We start from the raw sequence: 19,185 nt of genomic DNA on the forward strand, positions 1-19,185 counted from the left end.
GTCTGATGTCGTCCAGGTCGAGGGCAGAGCTGTGCCGTGTGCCCCGGCCGACGGGTGTGTGGGTGCAGAACAGGGCTGCGGCGGACGTCAACGATTGGGTCCGTCGTGGTCTGTCTTCTCCTCCGCCGAGGTCGGGTGGAGCTGTGTCTGCCGCTGGATGGGCAGGGGTGTCCCCTGCCTGCCCCTCTATCGGAGCCGGTGATGTCGTTGTCCCCGGTTCCGGCGTGCGAGCTGTTCCTCGCGCGAGGTTTGTTGTCGGTGTTGGTCCAGGTGCCGGTGCGACTGTCCTGCGTTCCTCGGGTTCATCTGGAGCAGTGCGGGTTTCGGTTCGATCGGATGCACTGCTGGGCTCCGGCATCGGGTCAGGGTCCGGCTCCGGCACAGGTGCTTGTGCTGCGTCCGATGTTCGAGGTGATTCGCCGGTCGGTTCGGGTGTCGAACTCGATGTGCCGACCGGACCTCGGGCCGATGTTGCATGCGGCGGTGGTGCTGGATCGGAGCCACGGCCCGGATCCGTTCCTGTGCCGGCGGCAGAGTCCGCTGCTGTCGCCGGTGCCGGCGCAGTGGCCAAGGTCGTCGCGCTGGTCGGCGAGGGTGCGGAGTCGGGAGATGGTGCCGTGGATGATTCGGTGGCTGCGGTGGCGGTGGCCGTGTCAGTGTCGGTGGCTGCGGTGGCGGTCGCCGTGTCGGCGTCGGCGGCGGTTGCCGTGTCGGTGTCGGTGGCGGTCGCCGTGTCAGTGTCGGTGGCTGCGGTGGCGGTCGCCGCGTCGGTGTCGGTGTCGGCGTCGGCGGAAGTGCCTGTACTAATGCATGATTCGGATTCGGTCACCGTTTTCGAGTCGCTACCGGTCCAGCTGCGAGTCTCGGTAGCGTCTGTTGCCGGAGCAGCGTTCGTCTCAGATTTCGTGTCCGGGTCGTTCGCCGGATCCGACCCTGAGTCCGACTCCTGCTTGTGATTTTTCGGTGTTCGTTCCCATTCCCCGGTCTCTGGGTTCTGCACAGCGAGGCCGAGTTTCTCGGCGAGGGTCACTGCTTCGGTGAGCAGGATCTGCCAGTGACTGTTGCGTGCCAACTCTCGTGCGAGGTCGGGGTCGATGGATCCATGCCCGGCGAGGTAGGCGGGGTTCGCCAACAACCCGATGAGGGTGGCGATGTCGACGGTGATCATCGTGAGCGGCACCCGCCGATCCGGCAACGCTGCGTCTTTCTTCGGGCAATCCTCGCGTTGGCACAGGCATGCCAGTCGGGGTTCGCCGTGCATGCGGGCCATGAATGCATCGCACAGTCGTTCTTTCTTCCCGCGCGGGTCTTTCGGGCAGAGGGTGTCGGCCATTTCTTCGAGGAGTTGCCATGCGGCGGCGGCCTCGGGGGCGGTCAGTTCGGCTCGGATGCGGGCGAGTTCTCCGGCGGGACTGTAGGTGACGGTGCGGAACTTCTTCGCGAACTCCCGCAACGCGGCGGCTTCCTCGGGTGCGACGCGTAGCAGGATGTCCCAGATCGCCTGTTCGAGCGGACCGGGGGACGACCTTCGCGCCGCTTCGACGACCTCGGCTTCGACGCGGGTGACGATGTCGTCGGAGAGGTTGTCGAGGATCCGGCATACCGTCCGCACTCGGGGAAGGTCTATCTCACCTGCCTCGAACGCGGTCTTCACCAGAGGCATCCGGGTATGCAGGGCAACCCCGACGGAGACATACGCTTCGGCGACGGTCGCCGAGCAGCCCAACGCCACTGACATTTCGGTGCGCCCGTATCGGCTGTAGTGCTTGTGCTTGGTGTCGCGGGTGATCCAGTCGCAGTGCACGCGATAGCAGGCGGTGATCTTGCGGGCGGCCTGTCGATTTTCCTCACGCGCGGCAGCGGTCAACGCCTCCAGTGACACGGTCGGTACTGCACCCATTTTTCACCCCCCGGTGAGCCGAAACAAGAACGCCTGTTCGAACAAGAAGAACAGTAACCCGACCCACCGACAAGAACGCTCGAGCCGAAAAAGCACCAGCTGACCTGCCGCTGTTCGTCGACATCGTTCTACACTCCACTCCATGAGCGAGCCCGATTCCACGTCTTCGGAACCGATCGAATTACGCCGGCGTGCGGCCGGCGGGGATCAGGACGCCATCGACCAGTTGGTCGAACTCGCAGGCTCTCGAAACGACCTCGACGAACTCCGCTCTCTCGCCGGCACAGGCAGCAGCGATGCCGTCGACATCCTCGTCGAGCTCGCCGGTGAACGTGGCGACCGCGCCGAGTTGCAGAGATTGGCCGCCGCAGGCAGCCAAGACGCCGCGGACATTCTGGAGGAACTAGATAGCTAAGCGGGACGCTCCCCCAGTTGCAGGGTGAGTCGGTGTGCCGCGTCGAGCAGCATCTTGCCCAATTCCCGGCGTCGGTCGTCACGGAATCGCGTCTCGACGCCCGTCAGGCTCAGTGCCCACGCAGGACCTCCGGCGCGGTCGAACACAGCAGCACCGAGACCCCAGCTGCCTTCCACGAGCAACCCTGGATTGACGGCGAAACCTGTTGTCCGAGTGTGGCCGACGCGGTGCCGAATCGCTGTGGCGGAATGAGTCTCGCCCCACTCCGGCACCAGGTCGACGTCGCCGAGGTACTCGTCGACCTCCCGATCGGGCAGGTGCGCAAGAATGGCCAAACCGGCGGACGCCACCCCGAGCGGTAGCCGAATGCCCTCGTACAACACGTGCGAGCGCAACGGAAAGCTCCCTTCCACCCGAAGCAGGCACACGGTCTCCGCCCCGCGCCGGGCCGAGAGGAACGCGCTCTCTCCACTCTCGGTGGCCAACGCCTGCACTATCTTTCGAGCCTGGTCGGTGATGTCGTACCGCAATGCCGCCATCGATCCGAGCAGATAGATCTCCGGGCCCAGTGACCAGTTGCCGGTAGCGTCGCGGTCGACGAATCCTTGGTCGGCCAGCGACGCCAGTAGGCGATGTGCGGTCGGTCGCGCGATACCGGTTGCCCGCGCGAGCGCGGTGGTCGAGGCACCCGACGGCTCCTCGCTCCCCGCTGCGCGCAGCAACGAACAGATCTTGTCGATCACACTTGCGTTGGCATCCGGTGTCGTCACCCGGCCATCGTACGTCCACTCACCGGACGCCTGGTCCACATCCGTTCACCGAACGAGCAGATTCCAGCATTCGCTTCACCGAAATACACAGCTCAGGTTCACTGACTAGAACGTTTGCTCAACGAACACATCAGGAGCTGCAAGTGACTGGAAAGACCTACGCGTCCGCCGCCGACGCGGTTGCGGACATCGGCCGAGGAGCGACCCTCGCGGTCGGCGGCTTCGGACTGTGCGGCATCCCCGACGCACTCATCGAGGCCATCGCCAACACCGACGCCACCGAACTCGAAGTATTCTCCAACAACTGCGGCGTCGACGGCTACGGACTCGGAATCCTACTGGCCGCCGGACGAATCCGCCGCGTCACCGCCTCCTACGTCGGCGAGAACAAAGAGTTCGCCCGGCAGTACCTCGCCGGCGAACTCGAAGTGGAACTGACCCCACAGGGAACACTCGCCGAACGACTCCGCGCCGGCGGCACCGGAATCCCCGCATTCTTCACCCCCGCAGGCGTCGGCAGCCCCATCGCCGACGGCGGAATGCCCTGGCGCTACGACCCCGACGGCTCCGTCTCGATCGCCTCCCCACCCAAAGAGACCCGAGTGTTCGGCGACAAACGGTACGTACTCGAAGAGTCGATCAACGCCGACTTCGCACTCGTGCACGCCGAAATCGGCGACACGGCAGGCAATCTCGTGTTCGACAAGACTGCGATGAACTTCAACCCACTCGCCGCGATGGCAGGAAAGATCACCATCGCCCAGGTCGAGAACCTCGTGGAACCGGGCGAAATCGACCCGGCCCACGTACACCTTCCCGGCGTGTTCGTCCAACGCGTCGTACACACCGGCCCACAGGACAGGCGCATCGAAAAGCGCACCGTCAGTTCAGGAGTTCGAGCATGAGCACAGGATGGACCCGCGATCAGATTGCCGAACGCGCCGCAGCGGAGATGGTCGACGGCGAATACGTCAACCTCGGCATCGGACTACCGACCTTGATCCCGGGGTACCTGACCGACGCGGTCAAGGTCACCCTGCACTCGGAGAACGGCATCCTCGGCACCGGACCCTACCCCACCGAGGATAAAGTCGACGCCAACCTCATCAACGCAGGCAAAGAGACCGTCACCGTGAATCCCGGTGCCGCATACTTCGATTCGTCACTGAGCTTCGGCATGATCCGCGGCGGCCACATCGACACCGCCGTACTCGGCGGCATGCAGGTCTCGCGCACCGGCGACCTCGCCAACTGGATGGTGCCCGGCAAGATGGTCAAAGGTATGGGCGGCGCGATGGACCTCGTGCACGGCGCCCGACGCGTCATCGTCGTCATGGAACACACCGACCGCGACGGTAACCCGAAAATCCTCGACGCCTGCACCCTTCCACTGACCGGCCAAGGCGTCGTCGATCGCATCATCACCAACCTCGCTGTCATCGACGTCGTCGGCGACGGCACCCTCGAACTGGTGGAACTCGCACCGGGCGTGACCACCGAGCAGGTCACCGCGGCAACAGGATCGGCCCTGAAGCACTGATCGGCCCTGATGCACTGATCGAACGACTGTGGGCTCGAACATCCGAAGATGTTCGAGCCCACAGGGTTACGTGATCAGTCGGGGATCATGTCGAAGGTGTCCGGATTCGGTCCGGTACGACCCTGCTCACCCTTGTCCAGAGCCGTGATGGCGTCCACATCGGCCGAGCTGAGCTCGAAGTCGAAGATGTCGAAGTTGGCCTTCACTCGCTCCGGCGTGACCGACTTCGGGAAGATGATGTTTCCGCGCTGGATGTGCCAGCGGAGCACCACCTGTGCGACGGATTTGCCTGCCGCGTCGGCGATTCGCTTCAATTCCGCGTCGTCGAGAACATTGCCCTGGGCGATCGGAGACCACGCCTCGGTGGGGATCGCATGCTCGCGCCCGTATGCCCAGACGTCGTTGTTGACGAAGTACGGGTGCACCTCGATCTGGTTCACCGCGGGGACCGTCTCGGTCTCCTCCGCCAGGCGATCGAGGTGGGCGGGCTGAAAGTTGGAGACGCCGATGCTGCGTGCACGGCCGTCTGCGGCGAACTCCTCCAGCGTCTTCCAGGTGGAGACGAAGTCGCCGTCGTAGCGGGTGGGCAGCGGCCAGTGGATGAGGAAGAGATCCACGTGGTCGGTGCCGAGGTCACTGAGCGTCTTGTCGAACGCCTTGCGCGCGTCGTCGGGCTTGTGGAAGCCGTTGTTGAGTTTGCTGGTGACGAACACCGAGTCGCGGTCGATACCCGAGTTCCGAATACCTTCGCCGACCTGCTTCTCGTTGCCGTACATCTCGGCGGTGTCGATGTGGCGGTAGCCGATCTCGAGGGCCGTCTCGACGGCCTGGGCTGTCTTCTCGGGATCGATCTGGAACACGCCGAAGCCGAGCTGCGGGATCTGCTTGCCGTTTCTGAGCGTGACGTTGGGTACCTGAGTCATATCGCTCGGGTGCCCGCCCTCCCCGCGCTTCAAACCGGATGAAATGATGCCACCGTGATAGTGCAGCGCATCCGGCGCGTCGTCGACGGTGTCGCCGAGAGCCTCGGCAGATCCACCTCCGCCCTCATCGCACCGGAGCGACACTTCGATCCGGCGCACCCGTGGTTCCTCACTGCCGTCGAGCGCGGCAACGACGACACCCGAATCACCGCCTGGACCGAGGGCAACCGCGTCGAGAACTTGGTGCACGGCAAGACCTATTTCGCCGCACTCGCCCGAGCCCTCGACCGCACCGAGCGCGACGACCTGGTGCTGTTCACCGATTGGCGCGGAGATCCGGAACAGCTGCTCACCGACGACGGCGTGACCGTCGAGGACGCGCTCACGGGCGTCGCGCACCGCGGTGGCGTCGTGAAGGGCATGGTGTGGCGCTCGCACATGGAGACGCTCGGATTCACCGGCCCGAAGAATCGCAAGCTCGCCATGAAGCTCGAAGAGGCAGGCGGCGAGGTGATCCTCGACCAGCGCGTGCTGGTGACCGGAAGCCACCACCAGAAGTTCGTGGTCGTGCGGTACGGCAGGAAAGATCTGCCCGACGTCGCGTTCGTGGGCGGCATCGACCTGGCCCGTGCTCGACGCGACGACGCCGATCATTTCGGCGATCCGGTCTCCCGTCCCTTCCCTCCCGAGTACGGCGAGATCCCGGCCTGGCACGACGTGCAGGTCCAGTTGGAGGGACCCGCGGTGCGGGACGTCGAGGACGTCTTCCGCGAGCGCTGGGAGGATCCCGCAGCCCTGTCCCGCCTCCCCTGGCACGCCATCCCCGACATGCTGCGCGGAGTGACTCGGGAGCCGTCGGAACTGCCGCCTGCGGCTGCGCCGCCGGAAACGCAGGGCACGTGCTCGGTGCAGTTGTTGCGCACCTACCCGCGTCGACGCCCCGCCTACCCGTTCGCCACCAAAGGCGAGCGCAGCGCGGCACGGGCGTACGCCAAGGCACTCAACCGGGCAACCGAGCTGATCTACATCGAAGACCAGTACCTGTGGTCGGTGGATGTCGCGCGCGTCTTCGCCGCGGCACTGCGCCGTAAGCCGAACCTGCGGTTGGTGGTGGTGGTTCCCAAGCACCTCGACGACGACAGTGCACTCACCATTCCCTCTGCGCTGCTGGGACACTCGGCTGCACTGGAGGTCATCCGCGCCGCCGGAGGTGATCGCGTGTTGGTTCTCGACATCGAAAACGACCGCGGCATACCGGTATACGTGCATTCGAAAGTCTGCATCATCGACGACGTGTGGACCGCGGTGGGCTCGGACAACTTCAATCGTCGGTCCTGGACTCATGATTCGGAGCTGACGGCGGCGATCGTCGACGAAGAACGCGACGACCGCGAACCTCTCGACCCCGCCGGGTTGGGCGACGGTGCCCGAACCCACGCCCGCAACCTGCGCCTGGAACTGATTCGCGAACACCTCGGCCGGGCCGATGGCGACGACGCCGATCTGGTGGATCCGCAGCAGTTCTTCGACGCCATTTCGGCGAGTGCGACCGCGCTCGACGAGTGGCACCGCAACCCGTCCTCGGGCCCGCGCCCTGCCGGCAGGCTTCGCCGACACGAAATTTCCGTGCCACCGGTGTGGCAGCAGCGACTCGCCGCATTCGCCTATCGCCTGTTCGTGGACCCCGACGGCCGCCCGATCGGAATGCGTCTGCGTCGTCGTTTCTGAGGCTCTCCCCGAGCATCAGCCGTTTCGGACCTGACATACCGGGCATTCGGATCCGATGCCTCCCTCCTCTGAATCCCTCAGCGCACTGGTCTTCGCTCCGTCTCCGCTGTTGACGGTGACTCTCGACAAAGCTCCCAACGGCAACACCGAACTGCACGTGCACGCGGGTGGTCAGGGCCACTGGATCGCCCGGATGGCCACGGTGCTCGGTCTCGACGTCACACTGACGGGAGTGTTCGGCGGCGAGATCGGGGGCATTCTGCGCGACATCGTCGAGCGGGAGGGCATCTCTGTCGTCTCGGTCGACATCGGCCAGGAGAGCGGCTCGTACGTGCACGATCGCCGCAGCGGTGAGCGTGAAATTCTGGCCACGGTCGACCCGCCGCCCCTGGCCAGGCATGCGCTCGACGACCTGTTCAGCGCGGCACTCGCAGCCGGTGCCCGCAGCGACGTCGCCATCCTCGGCGGACCGCACGAAGAGGACATCGTCCCGCCCGAGGTGTACGAGCGGCTGTGCGCGGACCTCACCGCCCTGGGCAAGACGGTGGTGGCCGACCTATCCGGGCCGACCATGATCGCTGCGCTCGCCGGCGGCCTCACGGTGCTCAAGGTCAGCCACGAGGACCTCATCGCAGACGGCCGGGCCGAGTCCGAGGACCCGGCGCACCTCATCGACTCGATGCGGCAGATGCACGACGACGGCGCGGAGATCGTCGTGGTCTCGCGGGCCGGAGATCCAGCCCTGGCGCTGGTGGACGGCGACGTGCTCGAAATTGTCACGCCGGGTCTACGCATGGTCGATCACCACGGAGCAGGCGATTCGATGAGTGCAGGCATCGCCGCAGGGCTCGCTCAGGGATTGTCGGTCCCGGAGGCGTTGCGTCTCGGCGGCGGCGCGGGCACGGCCAACGTCACCCGACGCGGCCTCGGCAGCGGGCGACGCGACCTGGTTCTCGGCCTCACCGAATCGGTGGAGGTTCGTCCGTACAAGAAGGCAGGCAAGAAATGAGAGCCCTGATCACCAACGACGACGGCGTGCACAGCGCGGGCATCGCCCTGCTCGCGCGCGTGGCTGTCGCTGCCGGTCTCGACGTCGTCGTGGCCGCGCCCCACGAGGAGCGCAGCGGGGCCAGCGCATCGTTGACCGGCATGGGCGTCGACGATCATCTGGGCGTCGCAGAGGTTGAGCTCGACGGCCTGCCCGATGTTCCTGCGTACGCGGTGCAGGCGTCGCCTGCTCTGATCGCGTTCGTCGCCACCCGAGGAGCCTTCGGCGACGCGCCGGACCTGGTGCTCTCGGGCATCAACCACGGCCCCAATACCGGTGCAGCCGTGCTGCATTCGGGCACCGTCGGGGCCGCATTGACTGCGCTGACCCATGGAGTTCCTGCCATGGCCCTGTCGTCGATCGCCACCGAGCCTGCTCACTGGGACACCGCCGAGCACGTCGCACACCTCGCGGTGACGTGGATGGTGTCGCACGGCCCGTCCGACGCCGTCGTCAACGTCAACATCCCGGACGTTCCGCTGGCGGATCTGGCGGGGATCGTGCCGGCATCGCTCGCCCGCTACGGTGCGGTACAGGCTGAAATAGGCGATCGCGGGGAGGATTTCGTCACCGTTCGCTTCGACGAGATCCGAGCCGAGGACGACGATTCCGACGCCTCCCTGCTGGCCCGACACTGGGCGACCGTCACTGCGCTGCGTCCGCCGAGCGAGGTGGACGGCGTCGACCTGTCCACGATGGGCGCGTGATCTCACCGACGAGACCGACTGTGTCGGTGCCCTCGGGCACACTGAAACCATCACCGCACATGCCACGGACCTAGGGGGTCACCGAGTATGACGTCAGTTCTCGATTCCGGATCATCGCGCAGCCAGCACTTCCACGGGGTTGTTCCACCGTTCCTGCTCGAAAGGCTCCAGGGTGCGGGCGCTCGCGCCACCCTGCTCGCCGATCGTGAAATGCGTGCCGGACGCGAGGTGGTGCAGGCGCGCACCGCCATCGCTCCGCGCACCGGCGGCACGCTCGAACGCACCATCTCCGACGCGAAGTCCACGCGGGATCTCCCCGGCCAGCAGGTGCGTGCCGAGGGCGAGGAAGCCACCGGCGACGCCGCGACAGACGAGGCGTACGACGGACTCGGGGCCACGTACGCATTCTTCGACGAGGTCTACGGCTATTCGAGTCTCGACGGCAGCGGCCTGCCCCTCGACGCGACGGTGCACTACGGGCAGGACTACGACAACGCGTTCTGGGACGGCTCGCGCATGGTGTTCGGCGACGGTGACGGCGAGGTGTTCGCTCGGTTCACCGTCTCGCTCGGCGTCATCGCACACGAACTCGCGCACGGGTTCACGCAGTACACCACCCCGCTCGAATACAAGGACCAGGCCGGCGCGCTGAACGAGTCGATCTCCGACGTGTTCGGCGCACTGGTCGAGCAGTACACCGCCGGGCAGAACGCCGAGGACGCGTCCTGGCTGATCGGCGAAGGGCTGTTCCTTCCGGCCGTTCAGGGGAAAGCGTTGCGTTCTCTGCTCAAGCCCGGCACCGCGTACGACGACGACGTGCTGGGTAAGGATCCGCAGCCGGCCAGCATGGACGATTTTGTCGTCACCACCGAGGACGAGGGCGGTGTGCACATCAATTCGGGTATCCCCAACCGCGCATTCGCCGTCGCCGCCACCACTTTGGGCGGTCCGGCCTGGGATCGCGTCGGGCAGGTGTGGTTCGACACGATGACGGTCGGCGGACTTTCTCCTATGGTCGATTTCGCCGGCTTCGCGGCTGCCACGCTCACCTCGGCGAACAAGCGGTACGGAGCCGGTTCCGACGTTGCCGAGGCTGTGGCGACCGGGTGGTCTACCGTGGGAGTTCAGACAACGGGGATCGAGTCCATACCGAAGCCGAGTGACGATCGGGTGTGATCGAGGGTAGATGAGCCTGCGCATCGAGGTACTGCGAACCGGCGGTGTCGCCGGTATGTCCAAGCGCGGAGTAATCGAGACCGACGAGCCGGAATGGCAGTCGTTGGTCGAGGCTGCGCAGCCGTACATTGCCGATCAGCAGGCCACCGACTCGGCCGACTCGAATGCCCGCGACACGTTCGTCTGGAACGTGTCGGTCGGTGAGCACTCGTGCCGCGTCGGCGATTCGAACCTGACCGGGCCGCTACGCGACCTCGCGGAGCGCACACTCCGCGAGGGCCGCGTCAAGTAGCTGCCGCGTCAGGTAGCTGTCGCGTCAGGTAGCAAGAGGAATCGAGCTCAGGCCTTCCACTCCGCACTGCGTTCGTTCGTCGCCTGCCCCAGCGCCTCGACGAGGGCGTCGACTCCGAAGTCCTTGCCGTACGAGGGCGTTCCCGGCTGCTGACGCCACGACTGGGCGAGGGTTCCGCCGTCGACGGGGTCGAATCCGAGCTCGTCGATCACCGAGAACACGAGCTTCTTGGAGTCCTCGTCGTCGCCTGCGATCGGCAGTGCGATACGACCGCTGGTACCGCTGGGCACACCCTTTTCCAACAGGTGCTTCCAGTAGATTCCGTTGAACGCCTTGATCACCGGCTCGCCGAGTTGCTGAGACACCCACACACTTTCGGGTGTCCCACCCTCGATCTCCTCGATCAACCCGTCCCGCTGCTGCGGGTAGTAGTTGTTGGTCTCGATGATCGGTGCCCCGGGCTTACGGGCACCGGCAATTCCCGGTGCCAAATCCGGCACGTTCTTCTGCGGAATGCTCAGAATCACCAGGTCTGCGTCCTGAGCCGCGTCGGCTGCCCACACTGCCGTCGCCCCGGTGTCCGCCGCCAGGTCTGCCAGGGTCTCCGGGTCACGTGAGTTGGAGAACCGAACCTCGTGACCGAGTGCCGTCAGGCGACGAACGAGAGTACCGCCGATGAATCCGCTTCCGATGATTCCAATTTTCATACTCGGAACCAACGCACGCCCGACCCCGAACAATTCCCGTCAGGATCCGACGGAGACCTTGGACCGGGGACGACCGAACTTCATGGCCTTGTCCACCACCTTGCCGTAGCGCAGCACCGGCAGGTCGCGGAAGTAGTTCATGCGCAGCTTCCAAGGGGTCTCGCTGCCCTGTCTCGGGAAGTTGTCCACCGCCCGCAGCACGTATCCCGCCGCGAAGTCGAGGAACGGTTCCTCGTCGATCGACGGGTCACGTTCGAGCTCGACTGTGCTGTAGCCCTTCTCGTCCATGTGCGCCAGCAGTCGCATCACGTAGTTCGAGACCATGTCGGCCTTGAGCGTCCACGAGGCGTTGGTGTAACCGACGACGAAGGCGAAGTTGGGGATACCGGTGAGCATCATGCCCTTGTAGGCCATGGTGCTGGGCAGGTCGACGTCCTTGCCGTCGACACGGAACTGCGCACCGCCGAGAGCGGAGAGATTCAATCCCGTTGCGGTGACGACGATATCGGCGTCGAGGTGCTGGCCCGACTTCAGCTTCAGGCCGGTCTCGGTGAACGTGTCGATGTGATCGGTGACGATCGAGACTTCGTCCTTGCGAATCGAACGGAACAGATCGTTGTCGGGCACCAGGCACAGGCGCTGATCCCACGGGTTGTAGGACGGGGTGAAGTGGGTGTCGAGGTCGTATCCCTTCGGCAACCACCCCTCCTGCATCGTCCGGATCCGCTTCTTCATGAACTCCGGGTACTTCTGACTCAGCGTGTAGATCAACATGGCCATCGACACGTTCTTGAGCCGAGTGACGCTGTACGCCAACTTCTTCGGCAGGCGCTTGCGTAGCGTCTGCGCAATCGGATCCTGCGACGGAAGCGAGAGAACGTAGCTGGGCGAGCGCTGCAGCAGCGTGACGTGCTCGGCGTCGCGAGCCAGGTTGGGTGCCAACGTGATTGCCGTTGCACCGCTACCGATCACGACGATCTTCTTGCCGGAGTAGTCCAGATCCTCGGGCCAGTGCTGCGGGTGGATCACCTGGCCGCCGAAATTCTCCTGCCCGGCGAACTCGGGGGTGAATCCCTTGTCGTAGTTGTAGTAGCCACTGCAGGAGAACACGAACGACGCGGTGATCGTGACTGTCTCGTCCGTGTCGCTACGGTGCGCGGTCACCGTCCAGAACTGCTGTTCGGACGACCACTCGAGCGCGACGACCTTGTGATGGAACCGAATGTGCTTGTCGACGCCCGCTTCCTGCGCGGTTTCGACGATGTAGTTGCGGATGTCGGTGCCGTCGGCGATGGATTTCTCACCCATCCACGGCTTGAAGCTGTATCCGAGGGTGTACATGTCGGAGTCGGAGCGAATCCCGGGGTAGCGGAACAGATCCCATGTTCCTCCGATCGCGCCGCGACTTTCGAGGATGGCGTAGGTCTTACCGGGCAGATTGTGCCCGAGGTGGCGCGCGGCCCCGATCCCGGACAGGCCGGCACCGATGATGAGAACGTCGACCTCGGGAGAGGGCAGTACGGCAGTCATGTCAGCGATTCCTTCGATGTCCGGTGTCAGCTGGTCTTGTTGCGAGCGCTCTCGGACCTGCCGAGGCGGGCTACTTCTTCGTCCATCTTCGGCAGGATCGTCGGCACGTGCTCGAGCATGCTGCGATCACCGACCCGCGAGGTGATGACGGCCTTGAACCACGACGCTGCGCCCACCCACCGCGGCACGTAGACGCGCCGCTTGCGCTTGGCCAGGCCGTCGACGAACGCGTCGACGCACTGCTCGACGGTCATCGTCTTACCCAGCGGGCCGGGCAGCACCGCGAGCAGATCCTGGAATGCGGTGAGATCGGACTTGGCGTCCTGCACCATCGGAGTGTCGATCCATGCCATGTGCGCGGAGCCGACATCGACACCTCGATAGTTGACCTCGAGCCGGAGGGCATTGGCAAAGTGTTCTGCTGCAGCCTTACTGGCGTTGTACGCGGCCAGGCCGGGGCACGGGGTGAACGCCGCGAGCGAGGAGACGACGAGGACGTAGCCGTTGCGCTCGATGAGCGACGGCAAGGCCGCGCGGACGGTGTTGAACACGCCCATCACGTTGATGTCCATGACGCGTTGGAACGTGGCCGGATCGACCTGCATGATCGATCCGTAGCTGGCGATGCCTGCGTTCGCCAGCACCAGATCGATGCCGCCGTACGCCTCGATTCCCCCGTCGACGGCGCGCTGCATGTCGTCGAGATTCCGCACGTCTGCAACGAATGCCGCTGCTTTCAGCTGGGTTGCGAGTTCCAGGAGCGGTGCCTCGTCGACGTCGACGAGAACCAGCTGGGCACCTCGGCCCGCCAGCGCACGCGCCGTTGCGGCACCGATTCCCCGTGCCGCTCCGGTGATCAGAACGACCTTGTTCCGCAGCGTCGACGCCGCCATCTGCTCCCCCTCGATCGGAATGCTTGTCTGCGAACACTTTGCATCTGATACCGAGCGGTGTCAAGATCTGTCTGTGACTACCCATCACAGCGAACCCGGCCGTACCTACCGAGGCGCCGACCCGCAGCAGCGGCAGCAGGAGCGGCGAATTCGCCTGCTCGACGCCGCCGTGAAGGTCTTCGGCACCACCGGCTACCGGACGGCAACCGTGGAGAAGGTGTGCAGCGAGGCCGGCCTGACCAAGCGCTACTTCTACGAGTCCTTCTCCAACAGCGAGGACTTGCTCATGGCCGCATACGGCCGAGCGACCGACGCCATGCGCGAGAACATCCTGGCCGGTGCGCAGGCCGAGGCCGACTCCACCGAACAGGTTCTCCGGGGAGCTCTCACCGGCTTCTTCACGTTCGTCGCCGAGAATCCTGCATCCGCGCGCATCGCCTTCGTCGAGATTCTCGGAGTCTCGCCCACCGTCGACGCGCTCTACCGCAAGACGACGACCTCGTTCTCCGAGACGGTGCTACAGGTGGCCGAGGCCGCCGGATCCAGCCGCGGGCTCGCCGGGCCCAACCGTCGAACACTGGCGATGGGCCTGGTGGGCGCGGTCCTCACCATCGCCCAACAATGGCTGCTCTCTCCCGAACGCGAACCACTGGACTCGGTGATCGCCAGCGCCCACACCATTCTCGCCGCCGTGGTGTTCGGACGCGTCGACAGCTGAGCTGCGATGTAGGACCTACAGGCTCACGGCCTGCTCTGCAACGGCTCCACCGGCTCGTGAGCCGTGGCGCGTTCTCCTGATTTGACGACGACCACGCCGAGCAGAACCAGTGCGCCACCGGCCAATTGGACCGGTGCCGGTGCCTGCCCGAGCAGCAGCCACGCGAACACCAGTGCCGCAACGACCTCCATCAGACCCATGAACGACGCCAACCGAGACCCGAGACGTCGGCCCGCCGCGATCCCGAGAACGTAGGCCAGCGCGGCGGTCACGACGCCGAGGCCGATGATCGGAACCCACCACGGAACGATCGCATCGACGAAGGTGACGTCGGCAAGCGGAGCAGCGAACGGGACGATCCCAATGAGCCCGGCGACCAGCAGGATGAGCCCACCCGTCAACAGACCGGCTCCGGCGAGCACGATCGGCGGGAGGGCGTTGCTCTCGTCCGCCGACAGCACCCAGTACACGGCCGCACCGACCATCGAGCCCAGCGCCCACAGCACGCCGACCGAGTCCACGTCGGCACCGGAGATCAGATCGAGCACGAGCACCAGACCCATCGCGGCCAGCAGTGCCCCCACCACGGTCAGGCGACCGGGACGCTGCTGGTGCCGGAACCACATCCACCCGATGACGGCCACGGGCGAGGTGAACTCGATCAGCAGCGCGACACCCACCTCCATGCGTCCGACGGCGTTGAAGAAGGCGAGCTGGCACCCTGCGACCGCGAAGGCACCGTAGGCGAGGAGCAGCTTCCAGTTCTTCGCCAGCAGGTTCCACCGCCCGCGCAACGCGAGGATCGACGGAATCAGCAGGACGGCTGCGGCGAGCAGAATTCGCGCGGTCACCGCGGCCCCGGCCGTCCAGCCTGCGTCGAGTAGCCCGGTGGCGAGTGAGCCGGAAAGCCCGAAGGACGCCGCGGAGAGCAGCGCGAAGCCGAGTCCCGAGAGTCGACGCGACCGCGCGGCAGCATCGTGGGTGGCCGCGAGATCCGCATTCGCGTCATGAGTGTAAGCCGTCATGACATGTGACAGTAGGGACCGACTTGGTAAGGTGTCAACATGCTTTTTGCTCATGACGCGGAACTGTCACTGTTGGCGGCCGTGGCGTTGATCAATTCCGCCGAGGAGCCGGACACGCTGACCACCCGAGAGCAGCTCGCCGAGTTCTTCACCGAACAGGGCTACTCCGGCCGCTTCGATGGCGACGACGCCGAGCTCGAGGCGGTGAGAGCACTGCGCCCGACCCTGCGCGCGCTGCTCACCAGCAGCCGAGACGACGCCGTGGTCGAGGTGAACCGTCTGCTCGCCGAATCCTCGGCCCTGCCCCGACTGGTTCGCCACGGAGATCTCGACTGGCACATCCATGCCGTCGCCGATGACAGTCCGCTCGCGACCCGCATCGTCGTCGAGACCGCGATGTCCATGATCGACGTCATCCGAGCGGACGAGCTCTCGCGCTTCGACGTCTGCGCGGATCCGGACTGCAACGGGCTGGTCCTCGACCTCTCGCGCAACCGATCCCGCCGGTTCTGCAGCACTACCTGCGGGAACCGAGCGGCCGTTGCCGCGTACCGCGCGCGCAAGGCTCAGTGACGACGGCCACTGGGCAGTGCGGGGCTTAATCGGTCGGCTTTCGGGTATCCCCCGCTCCGAGCTGATCGAAAGGAATTACCCCTATGGTCGAGAAAAGGCCTACCAAAACGAGCTGGGCCAGAGCTGTAGAGAACATGCTGGCCGTCATCCTGATCTTCGCCGGTATCGCCGCCGCAGGCGGTCTGATCGCCGCATTGGCGGGCGGATTCGAGGGTTGGGCGATCGTCGCCGGAATCTCCGTGATCGTGTTGTTCGGTGCCGGATTCCTCGCGATTCGCGACGGCGCTCGACGACGAGCCCTCGAAACGAACACCGTCGTGTACGCCCCGGACAACACCGACCAGCTGTTCGACGTCGACCCGAACACGGGTGAGCGAACCCCTCACCGCGAGTAGCGCGATCGGTGCGATTCATCACGACTGTATTCAGCGGGTATCCGGTCCTCTCAGCGTCGCCATCATGCTCGAGTTGATCCGATATCGGCTGATCCACGTCGCTTGAACAGCGTGATACAAGTCAGGCTTGCCACTCCACACCGTCGCAGCCGGGACGTTTCGGCTGTCGAGTTCGTGATGCCAGGAGCCGTCGATGCAGTCGACGAAAGCGTCCGCGGCGACGTCCCACCATTCGCGATAGTCCTTGGCGTACCGATCTTCTCCGGTGCGACGGCCCAGTGTTGCGGCTGCGGCGATCGCTTCGCACAGCACCCAGTGCAAGCGCTCGGCAACCACCGGTCGCCCGGTCCAGTCCGTCGTGTAGACGAACCCGGGCGTCGGACCTGGCTGCCACCCGTCCTGTGCCGCACGGTGATAGAGCGATGCGGCGGCGGCAACGTAATCATGGCCGCGGGGGCTGGCGGCCACGAGACTCGCCTGCACGAGAAGCCGTGCCCACTCGAATCCATGACCGACTGTGGCTCCGTAGGGCTTGAACTGGTTGGCGGTGTCGTCACTGTTGTACTCGAGCTGCGGGATCCACTCGGCGGTGAAATGCTCCGGAACACGCCAGTCGTTCGCTTCGGCCCAGCGACATACGTTGTCGCAGATTCGCAGTGCCCGCTCGCGCCAGATCTGCGGTGCGCCGGCATCTGCAGCGGCCAGCAGTGCCTCGACCATGTGCATGTTGGCGTTGATGCCGCGGTAGTCGTCGAGCACGGACCAGTCCGCAGTCCATGTGTCCGAACACATCCCGTGGTGATCGTCCCAGAAACGACGTTCGACGGTATCGAGTGCCTCGTCGAGAAGCTCTAGGCCGTGGGGGTGCCCCACTGCGGTGGCAGCCGACGCGGCAAGTACCACGAAGGCATGCGTGTAGGCCGATTTCACGGCATCGGGCGAGGTTGCGTCGGCACTGGACTCGAACCAACCGCCGTTCGTGCTGTCTCGCAACGTCGTCAGCAATCCCTCGAACACCCGATCGGCTTTCCTCCGAGACCCCGGCCGTCCCAGCATCGAGGCGAGGAAGTGCACATGCGCCATCCGCGCGGTGATGTACGTATGGGCCGGATGATCGAGGTCGGGGTTCCCTCGGCCGTCCAACCACGCCGAACCACCGGCCGGGTGGTCGAGTGTGGTTCCGAAATCGAGAAGCCTCGATGATTCGATGTCGAGCCACAACTGATGCGAGGGCAGCGTCAGCCAGCTGCGACCATCTCCGGTGTCCATGTGTTCATTGTGCGCCCGACGAGAAACCATCCGACGCCGGTCAGCGAGAGACGCTGTAGCGCAGGTACATCCATCCTGACACCGGGAAGAGCTTCTGTTCGGCGAGAACGAGGTCGAGGTGATGACCCACCGGAAAGTAAGGCTTGCCACTGCCCAGGATCGTCGGCAGAAGGATGACCTCGAACTGATCGATCAGGTCGACCAGCGAGGCTGCCAAGGCTGCTCCTCCCACCGCCAGCGTTCCCTCGGTCTCCCGCTTGAGCCGCTCCACCTCGGCGATCGCGTCTGCGCTGCGCACCAGACGGCAGCCGTCGGCAACGGACTCGAGAGTGTCGGAGAAGACGATCCGGGGAGTGGCCTTGTACAGCTCGGCGAACTCCGCCTCTACTTCGTCGCCGTCGAGGCGTTCCGGATCTGTCCAGAAGTCCTCCATGGCCTCGTACAGTCGGCGTCCGAACAGAAACGCAGCGGTCGCTTCGGTCTGCCGATTGGAGAATCGATGTGACTCCGCGTCGGGCACCGAGAAGTCGAGACTGCCCGCCGAGTCTTCGATGTAGCCGTCGAGGGAAACATGCATGTTGTAGGTCAGTATGGCCATGTCGCTCCTGGGGTCGGGTGGATTCGAAAGTATGACTTCGACGGTCCCCGGAATTCACCGGTAAGCAGGTCAGTCCAGGATCGCAGTGGCCTCCACCTCGACGAGAACGTCGGGCTCGAACAGGTAGTCCACACCGATCAACGACGCGGGTGGCATCGGAGTAGGTAGTCCGATCTCCTCGGCGACGCGGGTGACGCCGTCCATGAACTCACCGATGCGCTCCGGAGCCCAGTGCGTGACATAGAACGTCAGCCGCAGGACGTCGTCGAATGTTGCTCCTGCACCGGCCAATCCGATCGCGGTGTTGCGCAGCGCCTGCGCCACCTGCCCGGCGAGGTCGTTCTCGGCGATCGCCGACCCGTCCTCGTTGCGCGCGATCTGACCGCTGACATGGATATGTCGAGACCCCTGGCCCACTGCTACGTGGTGATACGGGGTGGGTTGCATCATGCCGGACGGGGTGAACCGAGTGACGCTCATGAAGTTCCTTTCGTGGTGACCGAATCGCGGTATAGCATTGATACTTGGTACACAAAGGACACTTCAAGGGAACCTGGTTTCATGACCGATACCGCCGATGGCGCCACAGAACTGACGATCAGCGTCCCTCACCGTGAACTGTTGGATCAGGTGCTGGACAAATGGTCGCTTCAGGTGCTCAACGAACTGTGCGAGCGCCCCTGCCGATTCAACGATCTGCGCCGTGCAATTCCGGCGGTGACTCAGAAATCCCTCACCGCAACGCTGAGAAAACTCGAACGCAACGGCATCATCGAACGCACTGTTCTCAGCACTCGCCCGGTGGCGGTGGAGTATCGAATGACGCAACTGGGCAAAACTCTTCGGGCACCCGTCGACGTGCTGTTGGCCTGGGCGGCCGCTCACATGTACGAAATCGACAGCGCACGAGATCGATTCGACGCTCTCTGATCCGCTCACCGCAGCAGCGTGCTGCCCGAATGTTCCGAGATCTCGGAG

Annotated in this window: 22 protein-coding genes; 12 read left to right on the forward strand and 10 right to left on the reverse strand. The window is 64.9% G+C overall.

What is annotated here, in order from left to right:
* On the reverse strand, positions 1-1,900 hold a 1,900-nt coding region (locus QM590_RS18785; protein WP_269596009.1), incomplete at its 3' end, for a DUF222 domain-containing protein.
* Between the two features lie 142 nt (positions 1,901-2,042).
* On the opposite strand from QM590_RS18785, the gene QM590_RS18790 reads away from it, so the two are divergent.
* A complete protein-coding gene (locus QM590_RS18790; RefSeq protein ID WP_269596008.1) occupies positions 2,043-2,315 on the forward strand; it encodes a hypothetical protein in 273 nt (90 codons plus the stop codon).
* On the opposite strand, the gene QM590_RS18795 is transcribed toward QM590_RS18790, so the two are convergent.
* Entirely contained in the window at positions 2,312-3,085 is a 774-nt protein-coding gene (locus QM590_RS18795) for an IclR family transcriptional regulator (RefSeq protein ID WP_269596007.1), read from the reverse strand. The genes QM590_RS18790 and QM590_RS18795 overlap by 4 nt on opposite strands.
* 143 nt (positions 3,086-3,228) lie before the next feature.
* On the opposite strand from QM590_RS18795, the gene QM590_RS18800 reads away from it, so the two are divergent.
* Complete coding sequence (locus QM590_RS18800) at positions 3,229-3,990, forward strand: CoA transferase subunit A (protein WP_068053500.1); 762 nt, start codon at positions 3,229-3,231, stop codon at positions 3,988-3,990.
* Positions 3,987-4,625, forward strand: a complete 639-nt coding sequence (locus QM590_RS18805) for a 3-oxoacid CoA-transferase subunit B (RefSeq protein WP_269596006.1) — start codon at positions 3,987-3,989, stop codon at positions 4,623-4,625. Before QM590_RS18800 ends, QM590_RS18805 begins: the two co-directional genes overlap by 4 nt.
* Before the next feature lie 74 nt (positions 4,626-4,699).
* Here QM590_RS18805 and QM590_RS18810 read toward each other — a convergent pair whose 3' ends face one another.
* The gene (locus QM590_RS18810) at positions 4,700-5,548 is read right to left on the reverse strand and encodes an aldo/keto reductase (RefSeq protein WP_068054275.1); all 849 of its coding nucleotides are present in this window, start codon (positions 5,546-5,548) and stop codon (positions 4,700-4,702) included.
* Between the two features lie 54 nt (positions 5,549-5,602).
* Here QM590_RS18810 and QM590_RS18815 point away from each other — a divergent pair, with 54 nt between their 5' ends.
* The 5 genes from QM590_RS18815 (at position 5,603) to QM590_RS18835 (ending at position 10,499) form a co-directional block, all read left to right on the forward strand.
* Entirely contained in the window at positions 5,603-7,276 is a 1,674-nt protein-coding gene (locus QM590_RS18815) for a phospholipase D family protein (RefSeq protein ID WP_269596005.1), read from the forward strand.
* Between the two features lie 55 nt (positions 7,277-7,331).
* Positions 7,332-8,285, forward strand: a complete 954-nt coding sequence (locus tag QM590_RS18820; RefSeq protein ID WP_269596004.1) for a 1-phosphofructokinase family hexose kinase — start codon at positions 7,332-7,334, stop codon at positions 8,283-8,285.
* Positions 8,282-9,031: a 5'/3'-nucleotidase SurE gene (gene surE, locus QM590_RS18825; protein WP_269596003.1), complete on the forward strand. Its 750-nt coding sequence runs from the start codon at positions 8,282-8,284 to the stop codon at positions 9,029-9,031. Before QM590_RS18820 ends, surE begins: the two co-directional genes overlap by 4 nt.
* Positions 9,032-9,118: 87 nt before the next feature.
* Complete coding sequence (locus QM590_RS18830) at positions 9,119-10,207, forward strand: M4 family metallopeptidase (protein WP_269596002.1); 1,089 nt, start codon at positions 9,119-9,121, stop codon at positions 10,205-10,207.
* Positions 10,208-10,217: 10 nt separating this feature from the next.
* The gene (locus QM590_RS18835; RefSeq protein WP_269596001.1) at positions 10,218-10,499 is read left to right on the forward strand and encodes a protealysin inhibitor emfourin; all 282 of its coding nucleotides are present in this window, start codon (positions 10,218-10,220) and stop codon (positions 10,497-10,499) included.
* Positions 10,500-10,546: 47 nt separating this feature from the next.
* On the opposite strand, the gene QM590_RS18840 is transcribed toward QM590_RS18835, so the two are convergent.
* The 3 genes from QM590_RS18840 to QM590_RS18850 are packed head-to-tail and all read right to left on the reverse strand — an operon-like array spanning position 10,547 to position 13,629.
* Positions 10,547-11,206, reverse strand: coding sequence for an NADPH-dependent F420 reductase (locus tag QM590_RS18840; RefSeq protein ID WP_269596000.1), 660 nt, complete (start codon positions 11,204-11,206; stop codon positions 10,547-10,549).
* Positions 11,207-11,245: 39 nt separating this feature from the next.
* Positions 11,246-12,736 (reverse strand): flavin-containing monooxygenase, encoded by a 1,491-nt coding sequence (locus tag QM590_RS18845; protein WP_269595999.1) that lies wholly within the window; start codon positions 12,734-12,736, stop codon positions 11,246-11,248.
* Between the two features lie 26 nt (positions 12,737-12,762).
* Positions 12,763-13,629 (reverse strand): SDR family oxidoreductase, encoded by an 867-nt coding sequence (locus QM590_RS18850; protein WP_094638655.1) that lies wholly within the window; start codon positions 13,627-13,629, stop codon positions 12,763-12,765.
* 73 nt (positions 13,630-13,702) lie between these two features.
* Here QM590_RS18850 and QM590_RS18855 point away from each other — a divergent pair, with 73 nt between their 5' ends.
* Positions 13,703-14,347, forward strand: coding sequence for a TetR/AcrR family transcriptional regulator (locus QM590_RS18855; RefSeq protein ID WP_149406408.1), 645 nt, complete (start codon positions 13,703-13,705; stop codon positions 14,345-14,347).
* A gap of 23 nt (positions 14,348-14,370) precedes the next feature.
* Here QM590_RS18855 and QM590_RS18860 read toward each other — a convergent pair whose 3' ends face one another.
* Positions 14,371-15,372, reverse strand: coding sequence for an EamA family transporter (locus QM590_RS18860; RefSeq protein WP_269595998.1), 1,002 nt, complete (start codon positions 15,370-15,372; stop codon positions 14,371-14,373).
* Between the two features lie 39 nt (positions 15,373-15,411).
* Between QM590_RS18860 and QM590_RS18865 the strand changes: the two genes are divergently transcribed.
* Both QM590_RS18865 and QM590_RS18870 read left to right on the forward strand, forming a co-directional pair.
* Positions 15,412-15,945: a CGNR zinc finger domain-containing protein gene (locus QM590_RS18865; protein WP_068054245.1), complete on the forward strand. Its 534-nt coding sequence runs from the start codon at positions 15,412-15,414 to the stop codon at positions 15,943-15,945.
* 83 nt (positions 15,946-16,028) lie between these two features.
* Positions 16,029-16,340: a hypothetical protein gene (locus tag QM590_RS18870; RefSeq protein WP_269595997.1), complete on the forward strand. Its 312-nt coding sequence runs from the start codon at positions 16,029-16,031 to the stop codon at positions 16,338-16,340.
* Positions 16,341-16,370: 30 nt separating this feature from the next.
* Here the strand turns inward: QM590_RS18870 and QM590_RS18875 are convergent, their stop codons facing one another.
* The 3 genes from QM590_RS18875 to QM590_RS18885 all read right to left on the reverse strand — a co-directional run bounded on the left by QM590_RS18875 (position 16,371) and on the right by QM590_RS18885 (position 18,687).
* Positions 16,371-17,609 (reverse strand): AGE family epimerase/isomerase, encoded by a 1,239-nt coding sequence (locus QM590_RS18875; RefSeq protein ID WP_269595996.1) that lies wholly within the window; start codon positions 17,607-17,609, stop codon positions 16,371-16,373.
* Between the two features lie 40 nt (positions 17,610-17,649).
* Positions 17,650-18,207 carry a dihydrofolate reductase family protein gene (locus QM590_RS18880; protein ID WP_269595995.1) on the reverse strand — a complete coding sequence of 186 codons (558 nt, stop codon included), beginning with the start codon at positions 18,205-18,207 and terminating at the stop codon, positions 17,650-17,652.
* 69 nt (positions 18,208-18,276) lie between these two features.
* Complete coding sequence (locus QM590_RS18885; protein WP_269595994.1) at positions 18,277-18,687, reverse strand: RidA family protein; 411 nt, start codon at positions 18,685-18,687, stop codon at positions 18,277-18,279.
* A gap of 81 nt (positions 18,688-18,768) precedes the next feature.
* Here QM590_RS18885 and QM590_RS18890 point away from each other — a divergent pair, with 81 nt between their 5' ends.
* Positions 18,769-19,137 (forward strand): winged helix-turn-helix transcriptional regulator, encoded by a 369-nt coding sequence (locus tag QM590_RS18890; RefSeq protein WP_269596010.1) that lies wholly within the window; start codon positions 18,769-18,771, stop codon positions 19,135-19,137.
* Positions 19,138-19,185: the final 48 nt, after the last annotated feature.

The organism is Rhodococcus sp. IEGM 1372 (genome assembly GCF_030056835.1).
Lineage (GTDB): Bacteria > Actinomycetota > Actinomycetes > Mycobacteriales > Mycobacteriaceae > Rhodococcoides.